The sequence below is a fragment of the Paenibacillus vandeheii genome, from assembly GCF_030433635.1.
Classification (GTDB): Bacteria; Bacillota; Bacilli; order Paenibacillales; family Paenibacillaceae; genus Paenibacillus; species Paenibacillus vandeheii.
Window position 1 is genome coordinate 135,396 of sequence record NZ_JAROCD010000008.1, and the last position, 19,743, is coordinate 155,138.

Below are 19,743 nucleotides of genomic sequence, written 5' to 3' on the forward strand. Positions count from 1 at the left end.
TCTTTTGATCGCTAAATTGTTTTCGCACTGCATACAAAGGGCATTCAGTTTCACTTGAATACTTCTTTAATCGGATCAGTAATCATGTTTATCATTCTTTGGCCTGTGTTCACCTCGGTTAGAGTAACATCCCACATCACGATATTGGTGTTCGGAGTTGTACCATTGTCGAGAACTTTGATGATCAGTTCTTTGGTACCCTTCACAGTAAAGTGAAAAGAGTTCGGCTCACGCTCTCCTCCCAAACTGATGGAATAGATTTCTGCTCCGTCTGCGATAAAGATGATTTCGTTTCTATCGCTGCTTGCAGTGTCGTCAGCATTTCCTGTTATGGCGACATAGCCCTCCATCTTTGCATAATTGCCGTTTAATAGATATGAAAACGCATTGTTTTTTCTGTTTTCCAGGCTGTACAGATTGAGTTGAGGTTCAACCTGGGTCGTTCCCGCAGCAAAGGTGGTTAGATTTGCATCCCATTTCACAGTCCCTTCGTTGACCGCAAGTTCATTCAGAACCACGACTTCTCCGTCCACGTTATCTAAATAATGATTGATGCCTCCTACAACAAGAATCATTCCGGTAGAAATGACTACCGCTGTCAGGGCGATTTTAAGCATTCCCTTAAATGTATCTCTATGCTGTATTATGATTCGCTGCGACCAATACCCTACTGCTGCTCCTAATGTATTTATGATGATATCGTTGATATCGAACGCCCCCAAGCGGGAGAACATTTGAATCAACTCTATAACCGTGATGCCCATCATAAAAAAGCAGATAAATCGGGTAAAACTGCAACGATACAGAAGCGGGATGACCATCCCAAATGGGATAAAGGCAAGAAAATTTCCTAAATCAAAGAACCAAATTTGAAAGTCTCTTCCCATAGGAAAATGCAAAGGAACACCTTCAAATGTTAAATGGTATCTTAGACCTTGGTCATAATTAAAAGAGGACCTATTAAAACCTACAAATAAAAAGAATAAGGTTAATATCGTGTATAACCCCAACAGAACAACGACGATTCTCCGTGACTTCCCTTGATACATACAGCAAATCCTTTCTGGTCTGAGTTATCGCTACTTATTGCAAAAAAAACACACGACAGCCAGCAAGGCTATCGTGTAGCGTTAATAGTGGTTTTTTGAGAAAAGCCATAACCCATAGAGGCTTGTGGATATTCTGTTTCGTTGGTACCAGTATAAGAGAATATTTAAAGCGTTGTCAATTACGCTAACTTACCTGTTGTTTGAGCTCTGAAATGGCAATGAAGCTTGGATTCATCTTTTGTTCACTAAGCTTTTTTTGCTAATGCAGTTCGGGAAATCCACTTTTTGCATTTATGCCCTTGTTTGAATGAGTTTGCCATGGCGCCACTTTTCTGCAAGCCATGAGATCAACAACATCAATCCCCCGTTTATCACTTGAATAAATACGACAACATCGCTACTGATTACACCGTTAATAAATAACATGGCGGATCCAAGTAAGACTATATGCGCAATAATGGATACGAAAATCACGGTGAACATTGCTGCATAGCTCAATTTGTGTCTTCCGAAACAAGCATAAGCACACCATCCTGAAAGCGGCAGGAAGATAACGATCGAGGTCAGAAGCCCAGGTGTATAACCTATACCCGTTAGCACAGGGACAATATGAGACAAGGCATTTACAAACATAATGCCATACATAGCTAAACCGATAAGTCGACTCAATAATGCAGCTATTGCTGCCGCGACCCATACAATTGAAAGATTGATGGCTGTAAAGAAGGCGTTCGGTGGCGTCCCTCCAACAGAATTGGCCGTGTTAAGAATGGTAGCAAACGTTTCCGGAAATTCATGTAGCTGGCCGTAGATATCGATGCCGTATTCCTCAAAATTATGAATCAAATAAGCTACCGCGCCGAGCCAAGATAACCAAACGATATCGTACCAACGCGATTTGGCCATATCACTGCGTAAACGATTCGTCTGAAATAACAAAAACAGCAAAAATAGTGCTCCAGCGCCTCCAATGAATGGCCAAGCGATATCAAACCAACTTAAATTATTCATTTGTATCCTCCTCATCAATGAGTCGAGTAAAAGTTGTGAACCATGAAATAGTGAAGCTTTACTTGACCTTTTTCTTTCCAAAGGTATGTTTAACATTCTTCAGGAACTCACTTAACAAGAAAACAAACAACGCGTTGTTTGTTTTCTGCATATAAATTATATAGCTAGAAAATAAACCCTACAACAATCAGAAACCGCTATTGTGATGGTAATCCAACACGATGAAAGATCATGTTCATTATCGCCCTATACCGGAATAACAAACACTCAACACAGGCGATTATACTGTTGATTGAATATGAACAACCTGTATTTTAAGATAGAATCAGATCGAATGACGATCAACACGTTGTTCATTGGATATTACAATATAGAATCAGAGGTGCATTTAAAATGAAGGCAGTCAGATATCATCAATATGGAGCAGCAGACGTTCTGAAGTATGAAGAAGCACCAATTCCAGTAGTACAGGCAGATGAAGTGTTGATCAAAGTAGCAGCAACAGCCTTCAATCCGGCTGATGCCATGATTCGAATGGGTGCGTTGAAAGATTTTCTGCCACTAGAGCTGCCCTTCACTCCAAACGTGGACGTGTCCGGTGTCATTGAGAAAGTTGGCGAAACGGTTACAGGGCTGAATGTAGGCGATGAGGTATATGCTTTTCTCGATATGTCCAGAAATGGTGCTGCCGCAGAATATGTAGTCAGCAAAGCGGTTGATGTTGCTCTTGCGCCTAAAAACATTAGTCTTCAGGATGCTGCTGCTATTCCAGGTGGAGCGATGACAGCATGGCAAGGTTTATTCCACAATGGACATTTGCAATCCGGACAGCGTGTATTGATTACAGCAGCTGCTGGAGGTGTCGGTTCCTTTGCAGTTCAGTTAGCTACATGGAGCGGTGCTTACGTCATTGGTACAGCTTCGGAGAGCAGTTTCTCTGATCTTCAACAACTGGGTATCGATGAAATCATCGATTACAAGAACGAATCTGTAGAAGAGAAAGTGACAGAGAAAGTGGATCTGATTTTCAATCTCGCCCCCCTTTCTTCCGAGGAAGTTACGAAATTGCTAAACATACTCAAAGAAGGCGGCACCCTTGTTACTGCTCTGAATCCAGCCGATGAAGACGTGGCGAAAGAATTGGGAGTTCAAGCAGTAAGAATGGCTGTGCAACGTAATGCAGAGCAATTGTCTCAAATTGCCAAGCTTGTAAATGATGGTGACATCAAACCGTATATTACAGAAAGACATCCGTTAAGCAGCCTGACTTCCGTTCATGAAAAAATGGGGCAAATGCGCGGAAAAGTTCTTCTGCTCGTTGAAGATATTAAGTAAATAAATCATGCGTTAACTTGCACAATATAAAAAGCAGTTCATCTTTGATGATGGACTGCTTTTCATATTGTACCATTGTCTTTGCAATATCGGATTAATTCTCTTGCTCTTCGGCCTGACTAGGCGGAGCCATCAAACCTTTGACGGCACCCATAAACGGATGGATGGATTTAATCATGCCGTAGCCCATTTTCACAACCGGCATGAATTGCTGGATCATACCGAACATCCGCAAACCGCCGCCAAGCATGCCTCCAGCCGAAGCCCCTCCAAGCCCGCCAAACAGCGAACCCATCATAGGCAGAAAGGATGAAACCTGCGCGCGCGACACTGTGCGTGAACGAGTAGACGGCTTGCGTGTGCCATTCACCCGTTTCCGGTCCTGGGAACGACCACTCTTGTTTCGTGAAACGACCTTTCGTTTGGAAGCACGGGAACTGCCCTCTTTGGTTACCTTGGGCGATATTGTTCCTCCCCCGGTAAGCACCAGGCCTCCGTTATTCACGTCAGAGATGTAACCGATGTACGTTTCACCACTATGAAGAGTCACGTAGACGGGACGGGTCTTATACCGTTTTGCCTTTAGACGTATCTCGTTGGTTTTAGCCATGGAATTTCACCTCACTCCACTGATTTACTTCAGTTTACGCGATAAGTGGACTTCTTGCCTGTGCGAATAGGACATCTGTGTTTGTCAGAGAGTAATAATTATAATGGTAAATCCTTGTTTTTAAAGATGCGAATGCCTAGGAAATAAAGTACAATGCCAACCACGACCAGTGAGACAAACTGAATCGTATAATTGCCTCCGTTTAAAATGGCATGTGTGTCGAAAAGCGAGTTCATCGATAGATACTTTAATTTTTCCAAACTGCTATCCACATCTCCCATCAATTTAAGAAGGAAAAATGCCATTGGAATGCCCGCTCCCCACGCCAAGGAATTTTTCGTGAGATTGAATACGCAGGAGAAAAAGAATGAAATACTGCTGGTTGCAAACATTAAAAGGAACAAACCGAGGTTCAGCATGAAATAATTCGTCATATTGATATCCACATCACCCTGGAATACATGGATTGATGTATATCCCGCCAAAGTGATAATCAGGATCATCACGATGAGTGATGTGATCAAGTACACGGCCTGAGTTAGAACCACCGTACTCCGCTTGGTCGGAGTCGAGAGCAGATAGGCCATAGACCCTCTATCAACCTGTGATGCGATGAGACTGTTAGCGGTCATGATAATAAATACGATGGGCAAAAGTACACCCTGAATCCCATAGAAGGTTTTGGACATCATGCCCAGAAATGTAGCCTCTCCTAACAGGCTGGCTAGTGGGGTGTCTTTGACCATGCCCGACATATCAGAGATGGTGCTTGCATCAAACACCGCTATGAGAATGACATGTAATGCCGTCATAATGATTGTAAAAATGAGCCATAATTTGATATTGGCTTTTAGCGTTTGTTTGAAAATCGGTTTGCTAAGCATTGATGTTTTCCTCCTCGTAAATCCCTTTGAAGTAATCTTCAAGCGTATACTTTATCTCTTTCATAAATTTGATCGGGTACCTCTTCAAGGTTCCAAATAACACGTTGATCTCCGCATCGTTGATTTGAATCACCACTTGATTATGTTCATCGCGCTTCTTAACGAAATGAAACGGCTCCGATAAAAAGTGCTGGTAATCTTCACGGGCTAAAAATTCGATTTTATACTCTTTGTTTTCATTATGCTTTACCTCGGAGGTGCGCTTGACCGCAATCAGCTTTCCTCCTTTGATTAGAGCTACTTTGTCACATGTATCCTCGACTTCCTCAAACATGTGGCTGGACATAAATATCGTTTTGCCCTTTTTCTTTTCCTCTTTCAAAATATCTACGAATTCAGCCCTCATCAGAGGATCTAACCCTGTCGTTGGCTCATCTAGTATCAAAATTTCAGGATCGGCCATCAAAGCAGCAACAATCGCCGTTTTCTGTTTCATTCCCTTAGACATTCTTTTCAGATTGGCTGTTGGATCAAGCTGCAATTTTTTGATGATACGTTCAGCGTAAGACATGTCCGTTAATCCCAAGACTTCGGCTTGCCTTCTTAGAAACTCTGTGCCTGTCGGTGCATCCGGGAAAGCAATCTCACCAGGAATATAACCGATTAATTTCTTAATCTCGGCAGATTCCGTCCAGCTATTCATTCCATTGATAGTTACAATCCCGTTATGAGGCTTCAAAAAGCCCATGATGTGCCGAATGGTCGTTGTTTTACCAGCTCCATTTGTACCAACAAAGCCAAATACCTCGCCTTTATCGATCGTCAGGTTGAGGTCAAATACGCCCTGTCCGTTTCCATAATTTTTAGTCAAATGTTTAATTTCGATGTAAGACATTAGGTGTGGCCTCCCCTGTAACCGTCGAGTTGCGGTCATAAAACTTCATGAAATAATCCTCTAAGGTGAATTTGATTTCGGAGAAAAACTTCACTTCATAATCGGAAATGAAGGAAATAAAGGTGTTGATATTCTGATCATGGATACGCAATATCACTTGTAGTTTGTGAGGCGTTAAGGAAACAACTTCTATGTTTTGTTGTGCTTTTACCTCATCCTCAAAGCGATTGAATGTTTCTGCGGTCAGCAATTCCATCTTGAATGTCTTGATTTCGCTACGACGCAAATCATCCGCTACAAAGGACGAGATTAAACGTCCCTCCTTAATGATGGAAATTTTGTCACAAGTCGCATCTATTTCGGAAAAAATATGGCTTGAGATCAAAATGGTTTTACCTTTTTCCTTCTGTTCCTTAATGAACTCAATAAACAAATTTTGCATAATCGGATCTAATCCGCTTGTTGGCTCATCCAGTACCAGTACGTCTGGATCATGCATGAATGCGGTGACGATGGCCAGCTTTCTTTTCATGCCAAGAGACATCCGCTTTAAGCTCCCCGCAGGATTCAGCTCGAACTTCTCCATTAAAGCCTGCGTATGTGACATATCCGTAATTCCTCGCAAGCCTGCCATCATGTGAATGAACTGTGTCCCCGTAAGAGATTCGGGCAAAGCGATTTCACCCGGTAAATATCCCAGTTGCTTTTGAATGTCAGCCGCACGTTCCCAACTGTTCAGGCCGTTCACAAGAGTTTTTCCCTGCTGCGGACGGGAAAAGCCCATAATATGTCGAATCGTCGTCGTTTTACCGGCTCCGTTTGGTCCTAAAAATCCATACACTTCCCCTTTTTCAATGCTAAAGGAAACGTCGAAAATCCCGCGCTGATGGCCGTAATCCTTTGTTAAATGCTCAATCTCAATGACGGGCATGTTCAGATCCACCCTTTCTCTAATTCACGTTTTAAACGGACAACGTGTTGTTTATCTTGATGTTTTTAATTATAATGGCTATGTAACTGATCAACAATAATCAGAATCATGCGATGTGCCGGATATCCAACACTTTTTGCGATTGTGTATATTTTATTCATAAAGGAGCTGAATTATTGATGCGAGAGCCAAGCAACGACTTACGAATTATTCGAACCAGGGAGCTCATTCGGGAAGCATTAATCGATTTAATTGAGGAAAAAGGATTCGAAGCCATCACGGTGAAGGACATTACGACAAAGGCCAGAATTAATCGCGGAACCTTTTATTCGCATTATCAGGACAAATTTGATCTGATGGCACGAAGTCAAGAAGAGTTTATGAGCAATATGAGGGAAATTGTTAAACAAAACGTTACCGATACGAATGGGGATTTTAAGTCAAACGTTCCCGCTACGGTTCCTTTTAATGTCATGGTTTCCATGTTTGAGTATCTGGACCAAAACAGAAGGTTCATGAGAGCGGTATCCGGTCCCAATGGCGGTCAGTCTTTCCAAACCAAGATGAAAGACTTTTTGTGGAATACACTGTTTGTAAGAAAAGAATTTCCTCTAATTAAGCAAGAAAATTTGCTTGTTCCGAGTGAGTATTTAATTGCTTATTTGGCCTCTGCCCATATCGGCGTCATTGAGCAATGGTTGAATAGTGACGGAACAGAATCTCCGGCTGAGATGGCCCGTATCCTTGCTACGATTACCGTGAAAGGCCCTTTTACAGCGGCTGGACTGAACAATTGATTGCAAAAATCCAGCGAAAAACCGTCTACTTTGTACTTCCTATTCCTCTTATCAGTGTTTCCAAAGGTCCCTGGCTTGTAATTTGAGTCATAATCAAGGCAACCTCCCGAGTCGATAGATCATTGCCTTGGGCCATCCAATGCGTTAATAGTCCGATATTGGCCGAGGCGGTAAAAGCTAAGAAGTAATCCCATGGAATAACCGATTCTCTTGGAAGGTGGGATTCGAATTTTTGAATCATGCGCTTCGCCATCAGTTCTTTAAGCTGAATGGGGAGCTGCAAATCACCCTTGGGATCTAGCATGACGCGCAGGTAATCTGCGTGCGACAATAGATATTCCAATATTTTAAGAATAGAAGGATAGGGTTCTCCGCGCTCCGCATATGGCCGTACTTCCATCGGATTAAGATCAATCGCCAGCAACTGGATTCCTTCAAAAATCTCCTGCTTCAATTGGTCTACCAGATCAGCTACGTCACGATAATGCAGATAAAATGTGCCTCTGTTAATCTCTGCTCGTTCAGCCAGATCCATCACACTGATCTTGTTAAGCCCCTTTTCCATCGTCAATTCCAACAAGGCCTGACGAATCAATTTCTTCGTTCGGATCTTGCGTCGATCCATCTTATCTTCCTGATGATCCACTTCGCTCCACTCCTTATTGAACACCTTTTTGAATGGTGTTGATTAATGCCCATTTTATAAAAATGTGATTATTGTATTTCTTGGTGCAGTTATTATAATCAACAATGTGAATGTTAATCAACATAATGATCATTATAAGGAGTGAAGTTTGTTGAATCTTTTCAAAAATAAGATGGTGCTGATATCGCCCATTCTTGCTTTGGTCATCATCTTTGTCTTTTCGTTGACGTTGTTTCCGTCGGTTCATCCCCAGCCCAAGAACTTGCCCATTGCAATCGTAAACGAAGATGAGGGAGCTGAGATCCCTAATCAACCTAAAATGAATATGGGACAGAACATCGTGGAAATGATACAAAAAACAGCAGACTCAGGGAAGGATGAAGAACCAGTAGTAAAATGGGTTAACGTAAACAGCCTGGCGGAAGTTCAAAAAGGGCTGGACCAAAAGGAGTATTATGCAGCATTCGTTATTCCTGCGGATTTTAGCTCTAAGCAGGCATCCCTCATGACAACAGCCCCTTCTTCGCCTGAGGTGCAAATTATGATCAACCAAGGCATGAACACGGCGGCCTCCACATTGGCAGGACAGATGTTAAACGGAGTCGTCGATAATATGAATAACACGGTTCGTTCCCAATTGATGGAGGGATTCAAAGCTCAAGGAGCGACACTAACCGTAGAACAGGCATCTCTTTTGGTGAATCCTATCACCAAGAAAGTCACCAATGTGAACGAAATTGGTACACACAGCGCTAATGGTAACGCGCCGATTTCTTTGTTCCAGCCTCTGTGGATGTCCAGCCTGGCGAGTGCAGCCATTATTTTTATGGCGATAAAAAAAGTGCCGTCCCGTTCAAGAAGAGATCGTCTTACTTTAAAAATAGGACAGATTGTAACAGGAGCGGTCATCGCCGTTGTGGTGGGATTCGGCTTTGCCTGGATCGCTGATGGAATGATCGGGCTGCAAATTCCACAATTTACAGATACGGCCTGGTTCCTGTCCATATCTTTCTTCAGCTTTTTCCTCTTGATTTCGGCTGTGGTTTCCCTAGTTGGATTTGGCGGAATTTCCATTTTTGCGCTACTTCTATTCTTTGGCGGGCCGCTGCTTGCTCTAGCTCCAGAGATGTTGTCCCCCTTTTACCGAGATTGGGTATACTCTTGGCTTCCAATGCGTTATATGGTAGACGGTTTACGGGAGTTATTCTTCTTCGGTCATGGATTGACCTGGAATACACCGTTATCCGTTCTGATTTGGATCGGACTTGCGGGTATGGCCGTCATTTTAGCCACTGCTTTCATGCCCCATCTCAAAAAGGAGAGCACGAAGGAGCACCAGCATAATTTAAATTAGAGCATGTCGTTCCATTAAATGGACACTTGATCTCTTTAACGTGGTAATCATCAGTACAGGTTGTTGAAAAGCACAAATGACACTGGATAAAATCATATTATTTACTATTCATCTTTCTAAAAAATACAGACGTACTAAGCGGATTCTCCGGCTTAGTACGTCTGTTTCTCAATGATTATAGCGCGCTTATGAAGCTATGAATTACCAGGCGTATACGCCCTTCTCATCCAAAAATTCACCGTTATGATGTTTGCCATCTGTCGCATACCCCACGATAATCGCAGCGGCTGCTTCTTTTGTTTTGCCGCCTTCAGCATTACCATTAAGATCTGTTGATGTGAATCCAGGCGTTACCGCAAATACTTGAGCCCTGCTGCTTTTGAGTTCATAAGCCATCGAAACGGTCATGGCATTGTTGGCCGTTTTGGATGAATTATAATCGAATGCGTTTAAAGCAAATCCAGCGTTTTGCATATGATCCAGAGAAGCCATGTCGGTTGATACATTGATAATTGTGCCTTCATTATCTTTAATTAACGGGAACAAACGCTGATTCAGACGGAAGGTTCCGAAAAAGTTGACTTCGAAGGCGTTCCGCAGATTCTCCTCTTTAGTATCCGTAAAAGAATGGGAGAAAGCACCTGGCATACCTGCATTATTAATCAGAAGCGTAAAGTCCTGATAATTGTTGGTGATCCTATCGGCTGCCCGTTCAATGCTTTTCAAGTCAGCCATGTCAATTTGTACAAATTCGATGTCTAGCCCTTTGGAAGTTAACTCGGAAACAGCCGCTTCCCCCCGTTCGGCACTGCGTGCACCAAGAACGACTTTCCAGCCTGCTTGTCCTAACTGCTTAACAACTTCGAATCCTATTCCTTTATTTGCTCCTGTTACAAAAGCGGTCTTTTTCATGCGAATCCTTCTTTCTCTGATTTGATTTCATCTTTAACAATGTTTAAGTTACTATGCTACACTTAGTGTAGGTCAACAATAAATTTTGATAAAAGAGGGTTAGCATGTTAACGATTGGAGAAGTGGCTAAAAAAGTCGAGATCGCGATCGGAGCGATCCGCTTTTACGAGAGAAAGGGACTGTTGAAACCAGCTGCGCGAAGCGAGCAGAATAACCGTCTGTACTCGGAAGATGATGTGAACTGGCTCGTTTTTATCAAATGTCTCCGCGAAACCGGAATGAGTGTGGAGGACATCAAAACCTATCATGATAAAGTAAATGAAGGAACCTCTACCCTGCCGGAAAGAACCAAACTCATTCAGGATCAAAGGCAGAAGCTGCTGGACGATATTGAGGAGAAAAAGGCACAGCTTGTTCATTTGGATAACAAACTGGAGCGCTATTATCGTGGTGAAAATTATTAATTTAAGCATTAGCATAAACCAGACGTTGAACAAACAAAAGGCAGTCGATCACGTTGATCAACTGCCTTTTGTTTTTTGATATGTTGACAGTGATAATCGTTATCAATAATGTGGACATAGGATGTACAACGACTAATTTCAGATTTATCGGCTTACTACTATCGAAATGAGGTACGCAATGTGAAAATAGATGTGAATCAATTAGCAGGGCATTTTGCACACATTCCTTTTCAAGTAGAAGGAATATATCGATATGCTACCAATCCAGGGGTGCCTCACGCAGACTATACAAGCTCTTTTCCCGGGTTTGTTTTTCCACTTACAGGGAAGATCCAATTTCACTTTAATGGAATGCCTTATGTTCTTTCGCCAGGAAAAGTTGTGCACGGGGGAGCGAAAATGAAACTGGATAAAAAAATGTTTGATAACACCAACTGGGAGTATATCCTTGTTCAATATCGGATCTGTAACTCAGAACTAGAAGAGTCGAGTTTTTCTCATCAGCATTTTGAATTATTAACCGGACAATCTCCTCGTCTTCTCGAATTAATTATGCGACTTTGGCATGTGTATAATCAGCGTGGAGGCATTTCGATGTTTCAGACCGAGATGCTGTTTCGCGATGTACTGAACGAAGCCTTAATATGTGTTGTGAATAGGCAAATTAGCAGTGAATCACATGGTTTATTCGAACGGGTATCTAATTATATTCATGAATACTATTATCAAGGCCTTACAATAGCATCGCTCGCAGAACAATATAACGTTAATCGAAATCGGCTTTCTTACGTATTTAGAAAGTATTCAGGCATGGGGCCAGCAGAATATATATTAAAATACCGCATCAACATGGCGCAAAAAATGCTATTTACAAGTGATGTGCCCGTACAGCAAATTGCACAAACTGTTGGCATTACTGACCCCTTTTATTTTAGTAAAGTGTTCAAGAAACATTTTGGTTTTTCTCCTACTGAATATCGACAGAAGTTCATCAATAATCCATGCTAACTTCAACAGGCATCCATTTTAAACAAATCATTAAATGAGTATACTTACGGCAGGCCAAATAAAACAACATACTGGATGTTGTAGTCAACCAAACAAGGAGGGATTACTATCCATTACCAAGCGATTAAACTAAGTGAAGAACTATCTAAATTAAACGATCATTGGTCACCGAAATTAATTGGTGAAATGAATGACTACCAATTTAAAATCGTTAAGATTACTGGGGAATATGAATGGCACGTTCATCACGAAACCGATAAGTTATTTTTTGTGATCGAAGGTGAGATGATCATTGATCTTCGTGATGGTCAAGTGAGAATTTCCAAGGATGAGATGTTTATTGTCCCAAAAGGACTCGAAATCAAGCCTTCCTCCGAAAAGGAATGTCATATCATGTTGATGGAGCCTAGAAGCGAAGTAAACACGGCTACATAATTTCTCGGATTTGAATTTAAATAAAACATTCCATGGATCAAGTTGCAAGATCCATGGAATACGTTTCGGACGGCTTTAAGTTGAAAGCTATGAATATACACTCTTGTCTTCCAGGTCGGAAGAGCCGGGGATGACAGTACATCTGATTATGGAGGGGGAATGGACAGAAACGTACCATTGTAACCGATGTGTAAGATCAATCAGACTGACATAATATCCGTGACCCGCACCTGTATCAATTCCCATCTTTCCTGCTCCAACCCATATTTGCCATGGAGGAACAAGAAAACGGTACGTCGAGGTATGACCGAATACAATCGTATACTCAGGATTAACCGGGCTTTCAAAAAATGGTTGTCTAATCTCCGTCAGATCTTCAGCAGTTTGAAGGTCCAGTGGGATTCCAGGACGAATGCCAGCGTGTACAAACAAATAAGAATCACATGTATGCCATAACGGCATTTGATCCAGAAATTGGCGAACAGATGTGATCTCATCGTTGCTTGCTGGGATTGAATCCGGCATGGAACGCAGCCACTTGCGTTCATTATTCCCCTGTAAGGCAACAGCCCCTTTTCTAGTCAGCTCATGCACCAACTGGAGCGTTCCCCAGGAATCCGGCCCCTTATTTACGTAATCTCCCAAAAGAACGAGGCGGTCCCTTTCAGAATTATAACCTGAAGCAACCAACAGCTGCTCCAGAAGATGTCCATGTCCGTGTATATCAGACACGGCCAGTAGTCTACTCATCTTCCGTGTGTGCTCCTCCCCGGTAGATCATGGTTTGCTCGGGGGAAAATTGAACCCAGCATGCCGAGCCCGGTTCCAGAGGTTCAACATGAAAAGCATGGATACGTTGATTATCCTCTGTAACGATAATTACTCTCCAATGTATGCCTTCAAAAATAGTTTGTGTAACCGTTCCCCTGATCTCATTATGATTTCCTTCCTCTTCTGTTGCACGAAGCGCTAATTGATCCGGATGAAGCATAATTACCGCTTGATGTCCGCCCACTCCTTGATCCATCATTTTCCCGCCTATACACTGGCCTGCAATCATTACGGATGATGCTCCTATTGTATAGATCCCGTTAAGCCGGTTATGGTAACCCATTAATCGGGCAACCCAGGGTGTTGCCGGACGGGTAAATAATTGCTGAGGTTCGGCATATTGATCGATTTTCCCTTCACGCAGCACCAAAATCCGGTCAGCCAAAGTAAAAGCCTCCAGCATGTCATGGGTAACATACAGCACGGTGGTCTCCAGGTCCGACAAAAGATGGCCCAGTTCACTTCTCATTTCGGTCCTCAGCTTCACATCAAGATTGGATAACGGCTCGTCCATCAGTAGTATGGATGGTTCCGTTGCCAGTGCTCGCGCCATTCCGGCGCGCTGCTGCTGCCCACCCGAGCATTGGGAGGGCAGACGGTCCAGCAGCCCGTCCAGCTGCAGCATCGCTTGCAGGCGATCCAGTCGCTGATTACGAGTAATGGAGTCGATTTTTCCCCGCTTCATGCCATACTCGATATTCTGACGAATCGTCATATGAGGCCACAGGGCATAATCCTGGAACACCATGTTTACGGGACGCTTTTCAGGAGGGATATACTGCTGGCGGCTGTCCACTCGTTTTCCGTCCATTTCAATGCTTCCTCCATCCACCCTCAGCAGTCCAGCAATCAGTTGCAGCAAGGTGGATTTTCCACATCCCGAAGGGCCGAGAATGCAGATCCTCTCCCCGTGATTCATGGTAAAAGACAGCGGCCTGAGCACGACCTGTTTATCGAAGGATTTGTGCACCCCATCCAGTTTAAGAATTGAATTCATATGGTTAAGCCTCCTTGTTATCCCGTATGGGTATGCCTTTCCTGTAAGTTGCTTCTTTTACCCTCTCGGCGATCACTCCATCTAAATATGGCCTCTCCTGCCAATTGAGTGAGTACAATGATTAGGAGAACCATACCTCCGCTGAGAAGAGTTGCTGCGGTTGCATAACCGTAACGGCCAAACTCAAAGGCTTGATCAATCACAAGCGGCATCAGCACATAATTGGCTGGCTGCAGCATTGAAGTCAGAGCAAGATCAAATACACTTGTGCCAAAAGCTGTCAGGACGGCAAGCAGCAATGATCTGCGTACCAAGGGAAGAACAATGTGGAGCATTCGGGCCATTGTTCCTGCTCCCTGCACGGCTGCAGCATTCAGGATCGAGGACGAGATTGTGCCGAAAGATCCCAACTGAACACGTACGGCATATGGAATGGCGCCTGCAATAACTGCGATCACTAGTAGCGAGGGAGTCCCATAGAGATGCAGATTGACTGCCTCCAGCCATTTTTGATTCCAAATGAAAATGTAGCCAATACCCATTACAATCCCCGGTACAGCCAGCGATATGATTGAAAATAACTGCAGCCAGATCTTCATTTTAAATTCCGTAAATGTAAGAACATAAGCTACGATAAATCCAATGATGATACTAATACCTGCCGCGATTGCAGCAATCGTTAATGAATGAAGCATCCCTTCCAAAAAACTGAGCTGTTTGTGATCCATGGACGACCCTGCAAACAGAGAAAAATAATGCTCAAAGGTCAAATTTTGCAGAACCAATCCGTTACCTGCTTTTTTCATCAGGGAAACGCACAGACTGCTGCCCACCGGAATACCGATACTCATCATTAAAAATATAATGGTTACTGCATTTAAAAGGATTGTTCTCTTCGGTCTGACTTTAAGCATTCTGACCGCTCTGGCATTCAAAAAATCAAACCTGGACCTGCGCAAGGACAACAGGAGTACCGCCATGGCGATTGCCAGTAGTACGACCAAATAAAAAGCAAGTACCCCAGCCATGTCAAATCGAACAGGAGATTGATAGATAGCAGAATAGATTGAATACGTCAGTGTAGGAAAACGGTAGACGGTGGACAATGCTGCCGGCAATCCAAAATCACCGACAGTATCTATAAATACCAGCGTAGCTCCCGCTACAATGGAAGGAGCTGCAAGTGGCAGCTCCACAGTGCGCCATACGGTCCATGGGTGTGCGCCATTCAAACGGGCAGCATGTCCATACTGGCTGACATTCCATTCGGTTGCGGCAAGAACCGTCAGATAAGCCAGAGGAAATTTGCTCAGGGCCATGATGACCATAAGCCCGTATGGTTGAAACAGAGCAGCTGTTACCCAGTTCATACCCAGTAATCGGCTGGCAAGTCCGTCGGCACCAGCAAATAGCACCCACCCTTGCGCCAGCATGAATGAGGGCGCGATGAGCAGCAGCCAAACTCCGGCATCCAATAGACGTCCAGATGCAAAGTTCCAGCGTGCTCTTACCATAGCTAACGAAGCTCCAATCAACGTGCCCAGCAGTGCTGTTCCTATGCCAAGCCACAAGGAGTTAAACAACGACTGGCGCCACAAGGGACGGTGTAAAATCTCCCCGAGCAATCCGAAGCCCTGAAATTGTATGTTGCCAAAAAACAATCCTGGCAAAACCGCGTTCAACAGAACCGCAAGCAGCGGCAGAAAAATCATGATGAATAACAGAAGAGCTGAGCCGACTCCCCAACGAGTTCCGGAATTTTTCATAGGTTATTCCTCTTATTTTACATTCTGGTCAGCAAACCAGGTTTTGATCTGTACCTCATGCTCGGCGGCCCATTCAGCTGGCGGAAGAATGAATTCTGCATTGGTTTCCCGTTCCTTCCTCGCTTCTACTCCCTCAACCAATGGTGTAAAGAAGCTGTCAGATGAATCGAGGGACGCTAACATCTGCTGTGTTTCCGGTTTGAGCATGAACTCTACAAAAGCCTTTGCAGCAGCAGGATTTTTGGTATATCTACTGATGGCAGCAACACGCAGACTTCCCGGCGCACCATCTTCCGGCCAGATCAGATCGACGGGCTCCCCCGACAACTTCAGGTCATATGCATTGCTCTCCTGCAATGCTGCAATATCGATTTCTCCTGAAACAAGGGCACTGCCCAGAGGACCATTTTTGGGATAAACTCTAAGACCATTCCCCATCATTTGTGCATACTTTTGCTCGCCCTGATCGATGCCCCACTTGTAAAACAGTGCGGAAACGAGCGGATATGCAGGTGCCGCAACAGCCGGATCAGCCTGACCCGCTGTGCCCTTGTATTCAAAAAACTCATCCCAGGTCTTAGGCGCCTGTTCCTTGGTAAGACGATTGGTGTTGTAGGCGATAACTGCTGATGCATGGATACTGATTGGAGTATAAGCGTGATCCTCTGGAACCAGGGAGGAGCCGTATTCGGTCAGATTGCCAATATTCTCAGGCGTCCAATCCGTCATCAGAAATCCCCTGTCAGCCAGATTGCGAATCGATCCGTGACCATCCATCATGACGACATCCCACTGCGGATTGCCTTGCTCGGCTTCAATTTTGGCCAAGGCCTCTCCGCCGCCGTAATGTACAGCCTCAATTTTGTATCCGGTCTGTTTGGCAAATTCGGGTGCAACAATATCAACAAAGTCATTTCCATACAGATAGATGCTCTCTCCTGTGTCCTCTTCTCGTTCAACTGTGCTGCTGTTTACAGCTGTAGACGAGACAGGTGCAGCAGTTTCGCCATTAGACGATCCACTTCCCGTTGTTACCGTTCCTCCTCCGCACCCTGCCGTGATTAATACAAGCAGCAAACTCATTGAACCTAAACTTTTTCCCCAAATGTTCTTCATAATTCTCCCCCTCAATATGTTGCTTGTTCAACCTCTCTTTATCCTAAAGCTATTATTGGAGATTCATATTAGGGGAAAGTAAACGCTAATTTAAATGATATTAATGTATTGTATGATATGATAGATGATATCAATGTTTAAGACGTAAAGGAGTCGTTAGAGGATGAATTTGCAGCAATTGAAGGTGTTTGTCTACGTGGTTGAATTGCAAAAGCTGTACTTAGTCGCTCATAAGTTGAATATCACACAACCGACAGTGACATTCCATCTGAACAAGCTGCAGGAGGATGCAGGGGTTGCTCTATTCCATACCAAAACCTATCACGTCATCAAATTGACGGAAGCGGGCAAAGCTCTGTATCACTATGCCACCCAGATTGTAGCCCTGAATGAGGAAATGCTCCGTACTCTGGATGACCACAGGGGCTCCGCGGCTGGTCGATTGCTGATCGGAAGCACTCACACACCGGCCACATATATGCTTCCAGTATTATTATCCGAATTCAAACAGCAGCATAATCTGCTGCTGAGTCTTGATGTAAAACCGGCACGCTACATCATGGAGAAAATAAAGTATTTCGAATTGGATGTGGGTGTCGTCTCCCATACTTCCCCGGATGACGCTGATCTGATCTTTGAGCCGCTGATGAAAGATGATCTCGTCATCATTTTTCATCCCGATCATCCGCTGGCTCATCAAACTCTAGTTCAGCCCAAGGATTTGCAGTCATATCCGCTCGTTGCCCATGAAGAGGGCTCAAGTAGTCGTAAGTTAATAGATCAATGGGCAGATGAACATGAAGTGCAGTTCACCCATGCTATTGAAATATCCGGTTCCGAGGCACTGAAATCCATTGTACGCCTTAATCTCGGCATCGGTATGGTTTCTGAAGCCTCGATTATTCAGGAACTGCAAAAGGGAGAGTTAAAAGCCATTCCCATTCCCGACTGGACTCCAGTCAGAACGATCTATGCGGTAAGACATCGCAATAAACTGGTTACTCCAGCTTTAAGCCTGTTTTGGCGCATGTTAGTCACTAGCTTTTCCGAACGAAACACATGAGTCCTCGTTTCCTCTTACAACAAAAAAACCGTTAACCCTTTTTTTTAGAATTAACGGTTTGAAAATTTTAGTTTATTACAATCCTTTAGCCCGCTATCCCTTTTGATTTTGAATTCGTTGCCTTTTTTTATTTAGCCGGTGGAATGCTTTGCGGGTTATTAAATACATTTTTCGGATCATATTTCGCTTTTACTTTCCGCAGTCTCGGGTAGTTCTTACCATAATAGGTTGGCCCTGGATTTTTAATACCTTGGTCTGGTACGTTAATGTAGGACCCTACAATATAAGGCTGTAGTTTCTTTCTGGTGTTCCGAGCTAAGGCAATATTTTTAGCGGCATGGGATGGCTTCACCCATGAGCTGTTCCATTCAACATAAAATTCAGCTTTTCGCCAATAGAACGCAGTGGCTTGAGGAGCGACTCGACTTACAGCACCGCCCCAGTTAAGGAAATAGAAGCCGGCTGGTGTGTCTTCCTCTGCTTTTTCCAGAAACTCGCGCATGACTTTGAAGGCTTTATCCGGGAACGGGCGTCTGCCGAAGCCACTGGAAAACTGGTTGCTGTACCTTTGGGTGAGCACAGGATCTGGGGCTAGTAAAAACTTCGTGGCTGCCCTGTATGGCAGATACAGAATGCTTTTTTTAGTAGGCGTTCCTACGCTAAGAATGGGCTCCAACTGACGGAGAGCTTCACTCTTTGATCCGAGGTATACCCCTAACATGCTAACATTACCGCCTTTTTTGGGACCAACACTTAATTCACTGCCCAGCTTGGTGCTGGCCTTAGGCGCCCACACTTGCCATTTCTTCACGACTTTTTCGAACTGTTCCCATGGCCAAGTGATACTAAATACAGTAGCTTTGGCTGGAGAGCGCCGCACTTTGAATTTATATTTGGTATATACGCCGAAGTTACCACCGCCACCGCCACGTGTAGCCCACAGAAGATCAGAATTTTGTTTTTTGTTTGCCCGAATGATCCGCCCTTTAGCGTCAACCATTTCGAGTTCGATTAGATTATCGCAGATGAGACCCGTTGTCCGTTGCAGTGGACCAATCCCTCCACCAGGTGTTATTCCACCAATCCCAACCGTTGGACTGTCACCAAACGGGGCCATAAATCCTTGTCGAGCCAGCGTATCCACGAGTCTTCCTACCCGATTACCTGTCTCAACGACGGCCGTTCCGCTTTTTTTGTTCAACTTGATTCTCTTCATTTCGCTAACGTCGATGACAATGCCTCCATTGACTTGTGAAAGGTTGGGCTCTAGGGCATGCCTGCCACTTCTCGGCCGAATAGGGACCTTATTTTGGCGTGCCCATCTTATGGCATTTGCAACATCCTGTGTTTTTTGAGCGAACACAAAAACCTTAGGAAATCTGTCCGTATGCGGATCCCAGTTCTTCCGAGCTACTTCATAACCAGGATCACCTCTAAACACCACTCGCCCTGTAAGCTTAACTTTTGAAATCACGCTTCTATCCAACTCCTTAGTAATGAAAACACATACTTTTCATTAACAAATTAGGCTGATTCCATATAACCTATGTAGGAGAATCATAATGAGTTTGGGCGTATAAAAAAAAGAAAATATCGGATCACGAGCAACGTAAGCTCGTGATCCGATATTTTCAAATGA

At 43.9% G+C, this 19,743-nt stretch carries 20 protein-coding genes; 7 read left to right on the plus strand and 13 right to left on the minus strand.

Annotated elements, in window-relative coordinates; translation table 11 throughout:
- Window positions 1-50: 50 nt before the first annotated feature.
- A complete protein-coding gene (locus tag P5G61_RS17225; RefSeq protein ID WP_301247650.1) occupies window positions 51-1,049 on the minus strand; it encodes a VanZ family protein in 999 nt (332 codons plus the stop codon).
- 291 nt (window positions 1,050-1,340) lie between these two features.
- Window positions 1,341-2,060: an HXXEE domain-containing protein gene (locus P5G61_RS17230; protein ID WP_301247651.1), complete on the minus strand. Its 720-nt coding sequence runs from the start codon at window positions 2,058-2,060 to the stop codon at window positions 1,341-1,343.
- A gap of 393 nt (window positions 2,061-2,453) precedes the next feature.
- Between P5G61_RS17230 and P5G61_RS17235 the strand changes: the two genes are divergently transcribed.
- Window positions 2,454-3,395 (plus strand): NADP-dependent oxidoreductase, encoded by a 942-nt coding sequence (locus tag P5G61_RS17235; RefSeq protein ID WP_301247652.1) that lies wholly within the window; start codon window positions 2,454-2,456, stop codon window positions 3,393-3,395.
- Window positions 3,396-3,489: 94 nt separating this feature from the next.
- Here P5G61_RS17235 and P5G61_RS17240 read toward each other — a convergent pair whose 3' ends face one another.
- From P5G61_RS17240 to P5G61_RS17255, 4 genes are all read right to left on the minus strand, one after another.
- Entirely contained in the window at window positions 3,490-4,005 is a 516-nt protein-coding gene (locus tag P5G61_RS17240; protein WP_285075391.1) for a hypothetical protein, read from the minus strand.
- A 98-nt stretch (window positions 4,006-4,103) separates the two neighbouring features.
- Window positions 4,104-4,889: an ABC transporter permease gene (locus P5G61_RS17245; RefSeq protein ID WP_301247653.1), complete on the minus strand. Its 786-nt coding sequence runs from the start codon at window positions 4,887-4,889 to the stop codon at window positions 4,104-4,106.
- Window positions 4,882-5,784, minus strand: coding sequence for an ABC transporter ATP-binding protein (locus tag P5G61_RS17250; RefSeq protein ID WP_301247654.1), 903 nt, complete (start codon window positions 5,782-5,784; stop codon window positions 4,882-4,884). The genes P5G61_RS17245 and P5G61_RS17250 overlap by 8 nt, the downstream gene beginning before the upstream one ends.
- Window positions 5,765-6,715, minus strand: a complete 951-nt coding sequence (locus tag P5G61_RS17255) for an ABC transporter ATP-binding protein (RefSeq protein WP_301247655.1) — start codon at window positions 6,713-6,715, stop codon at window positions 5,765-5,767. The genes P5G61_RS17250 and P5G61_RS17255 overlap by 20 nt, the downstream gene beginning before the upstream one ends.
- A gap of 179 nt (window positions 6,716-6,894) precedes the next feature.
- On the opposite strand from P5G61_RS17255, the gene P5G61_RS17260 reads away from it, so the two are divergent.
- Entirely contained in the window at window positions 6,895-7,512 is a 618-nt protein-coding gene (locus tag P5G61_RS17260; RefSeq protein WP_024633288.1) for a TetR/AcrR family transcriptional regulator, read from the plus strand.
- Between the two features lie 25 nt (window positions 7,513-7,537).
- Here the strand turns inward: P5G61_RS17260 and P5G61_RS17265 are convergent, their stop codons facing one another.
- Window positions 7,538-8,158, minus strand: a complete 621-nt coding sequence (locus P5G61_RS17265; protein WP_301247656.1) for a TetR/AcrR family transcriptional regulator — start codon at window positions 8,156-8,158, stop codon at window positions 7,538-7,540.
- A 172-nt stretch (window positions 8,159-8,330) separates the two neighbouring features.
- On the opposite strand from P5G61_RS17265, the gene P5G61_RS17270 reads away from it, so the two are divergent.
- Entirely contained in the window at window positions 8,331-9,512 is a 1,182-nt protein-coding gene (locus tag P5G61_RS17270; RefSeq protein ID WP_301247811.1) for a YhgE/Pip domain-containing protein, read from the plus strand.
- Between the two features lie 201 nt (window positions 9,513-9,713).
- Here P5G61_RS17270 and P5G61_RS17275 read toward each other — a convergent pair whose 3' ends face one another.
- Complete coding sequence (locus P5G61_RS17275) at window positions 9,714-10,424, minus strand: SDR family NAD(P)-dependent oxidoreductase (protein ID WP_301247657.1); 711 nt, start codon at window positions 10,422-10,424, stop codon at window positions 9,714-9,716.
- 104 nt (window positions 10,425-10,528) lie between these two features.
- Between P5G61_RS17275 and P5G61_RS17280 the strand changes: the two genes are divergently transcribed.
- The 3 genes from P5G61_RS17280 (at window position 10,529) to P5G61_RS17290 (ending at window position 12,331) form a co-directional block, all read left to right on the plus strand.
- Entirely contained in the window at window positions 10,529-10,888 is a 360-nt protein-coding gene (locus P5G61_RS17280; protein WP_301247658.1) for a MerR family transcriptional regulator, read from the plus strand.
- Window positions 10,889-11,068: 180 nt separating this feature from the next.
- Complete coding sequence (locus P5G61_RS17285; RefSeq protein WP_301247659.1) at window positions 11,069-11,896, plus strand: helix-turn-helix transcriptional regulator; 828 nt, start codon at window positions 11,069-11,071, stop codon at window positions 11,894-11,896.
- A 108-nt stretch (window positions 11,897-12,004) separates the two neighbouring features.
- Window positions 12,005-12,331 carry a cupin domain-containing protein gene (locus tag P5G61_RS17290; RefSeq protein WP_079349083.1) on the plus strand — a complete coding sequence of 109 codons (327 nt, stop codon included), beginning with the start codon at window positions 12,005-12,007 and terminating at the stop codon, window positions 12,329-12,331.
- An 87-nt stretch (window positions 12,332-12,418) separates the two neighbouring features.
- Here P5G61_RS17290 and P5G61_RS17295 read toward each other — a convergent pair whose 3' ends face one another.
- Genes P5G61_RS17295 through P5G61_RS17310 form a run of 4 tightly spaced genes read right to left on the minus strand, consistent with a single transcriptional unit; the run spans window position 12,419 to window position 17,041 of the window.
- The gene (locus P5G61_RS17295) at window positions 12,419-13,081 is read right to left on the minus strand and encodes a metallophosphoesterase (protein ID WP_301247660.1); all 663 of its coding nucleotides are present in this window, start codon (window positions 13,079-13,081) and stop codon (window positions 12,419-12,421) included.
- Window positions 13,074-14,159, minus strand: coding sequence for an ABC transporter ATP-binding protein (locus P5G61_RS17300; RefSeq protein WP_301247661.1), 1,086 nt, complete (start codon window positions 14,157-14,159; stop codon window positions 13,074-13,076). The genes P5G61_RS17295 and P5G61_RS17300 overlap by 8 nt, the downstream gene beginning before the upstream one ends.
- Before the next feature lie 17 nt (window positions 14,160-14,176).
- Window positions 14,177-15,925, minus strand: a complete 1,749-nt coding sequence (locus tag P5G61_RS17305) for an ABC transporter permease (RefSeq protein ID WP_301247662.1) — start codon at window positions 15,923-15,925, stop codon at window positions 14,177-14,179.
- A gap of 12 nt (window positions 15,926-15,937) precedes the next feature.
- Complete coding sequence (locus P5G61_RS17310; RefSeq protein WP_301247663.1) at window positions 15,938-17,041, minus strand: ABC transporter substrate-binding protein; 1,104 nt, start codon at window positions 17,039-17,041, stop codon at window positions 15,938-15,940.
- Between the two features lie 163 nt (window positions 17,042-17,204).
- Here P5G61_RS17310 and P5G61_RS17315 point away from each other — a divergent pair, with 163 nt between their 5' ends.
- A complete protein-coding gene (locus P5G61_RS17315; protein WP_079349088.1) occupies window positions 17,205-18,104 on the plus strand; it encodes a LysR family transcriptional regulator in 900 nt (299 codons plus the stop codon).
- A 127-nt stretch (window positions 18,105-18,231) separates the two neighbouring features.
- Here the strand turns inward: P5G61_RS17315 and P5G61_RS17320 are convergent, their stop codons facing one another.
- Entirely contained in the window at window positions 18,232-19,578 is a 1,347-nt protein-coding gene (locus P5G61_RS17320; protein ID WP_301247664.1) for an FAD-binding oxidoreductase, read from the minus strand.
- Window positions 19,579-19,743 lie beyond the last annotated feature (165 nt).

Bases quoted from the DNA above. Each gene is read 5' to 3' on its own strand.
- P5G61_RS17225 (WP_301247650.1), bottom strand. From the start codon at position 1,049: ATGTATCAAGGGAAGTCACGGAGAATCGTCGTTGTTCTGTTGGGGTTA.
- P5G61_RS17230 (WP_301247651.1), bottom strand. From the start codon at position 2,060: ATGAATAATTTAAGTTGGTTTGATATCGCTTGGCCATTCATTGGAGGC.
- P5G61_RS17235 (WP_301247652.1), top strand. From the start codon at position 2,454: ATGAAGGCAGTCAGATATCATCAATATGGAGCAGCAGACGTTCTGAAG.
- P5G61_RS17240 (WP_285075391.1), bottom strand. From the start codon at position 4,005: ATGGCTAAAACCAACGAGATACGTCTAAAGGCAAAACGGTATAAGACC.
- P5G61_RS17245 (WP_301247653.1), bottom strand. From the start codon at position 4,889: ATGCTTAGCAAACCGATTTTCAAACAAACGCTAAAAGCCAATATCAAA.
- P5G61_RS17250 (WP_301247654.1), bottom strand. From the start codon at position 5,784: ATGTCTTACATCGAAATTAAACATTTGACTAAAAATTATGGAAACGGA.
- P5G61_RS17255 (WP_301247655.1), bottom strand. From the start codon at position 6,715: ATGCCCGTCATTGAGATTGAGCATTTAACAAAGGATTACGGCCATCAG.
- P5G61_RS17260 (WP_024633288.1), top strand. From the start codon at position 6,895: ATGCGAGAGCCAAGCAACGACTTACGAATTATTCGAACCAGGGAGCTC.
- P5G61_RS17270 (WP_301247811.1), top strand. From the start codon at position 8,331: ATGGTGCTGATATCGCCCATTCTTGCTTTGGTCATCATCTTTGTCTTT.
- P5G61_RS17275 (WP_301247657.1), bottom strand. From the start codon at position 10,424: ATGAAAAAGACCGCTTTTGTAACAGGAGCAAATAAAGGAATAGGATTC.
- P5G61_RS17280 (WP_301247658.1), top strand. From the start codon at position 10,529: ATGTTAACGATTGGAGAAGTGGCTAAAAAAGTCGAGATCGCGATCGGA.
- P5G61_RS17295 (WP_301247660.1), bottom strand. From the start codon at position 13,081: ATGAGTAGACTACTGGCCGTGTCTGATATACACGGACATGGACATCTT.
- P5G61_RS17300 (WP_301247661.1), bottom strand. From the start codon at position 14,159: ATGAATTCAATTCTTAAACTGGATGGGGTGCACAAATCCTTCGATAAA.
- P5G61_RS17305 (WP_301247662.1), bottom strand. From the start codon at position 15,925: ATGAAAAATTCCGGAACTCGTTGGGGAGTCGGCTCAGCTCTTCTGTTA.
- P5G61_RS17310 (WP_301247663.1), bottom strand. From the start codon at position 17,041: ATGAAGAACATTTGGGGAAAAAGTTTAGGTTCAATGAGTTTGCTGCTT.
- P5G61_RS17315 (WP_079349088.1), top strand. From the start codon at position 17,205: ATGAATTTGCAGCAATTGAAGGTGTTTGTCTACGTGGTTGAATTGCAA.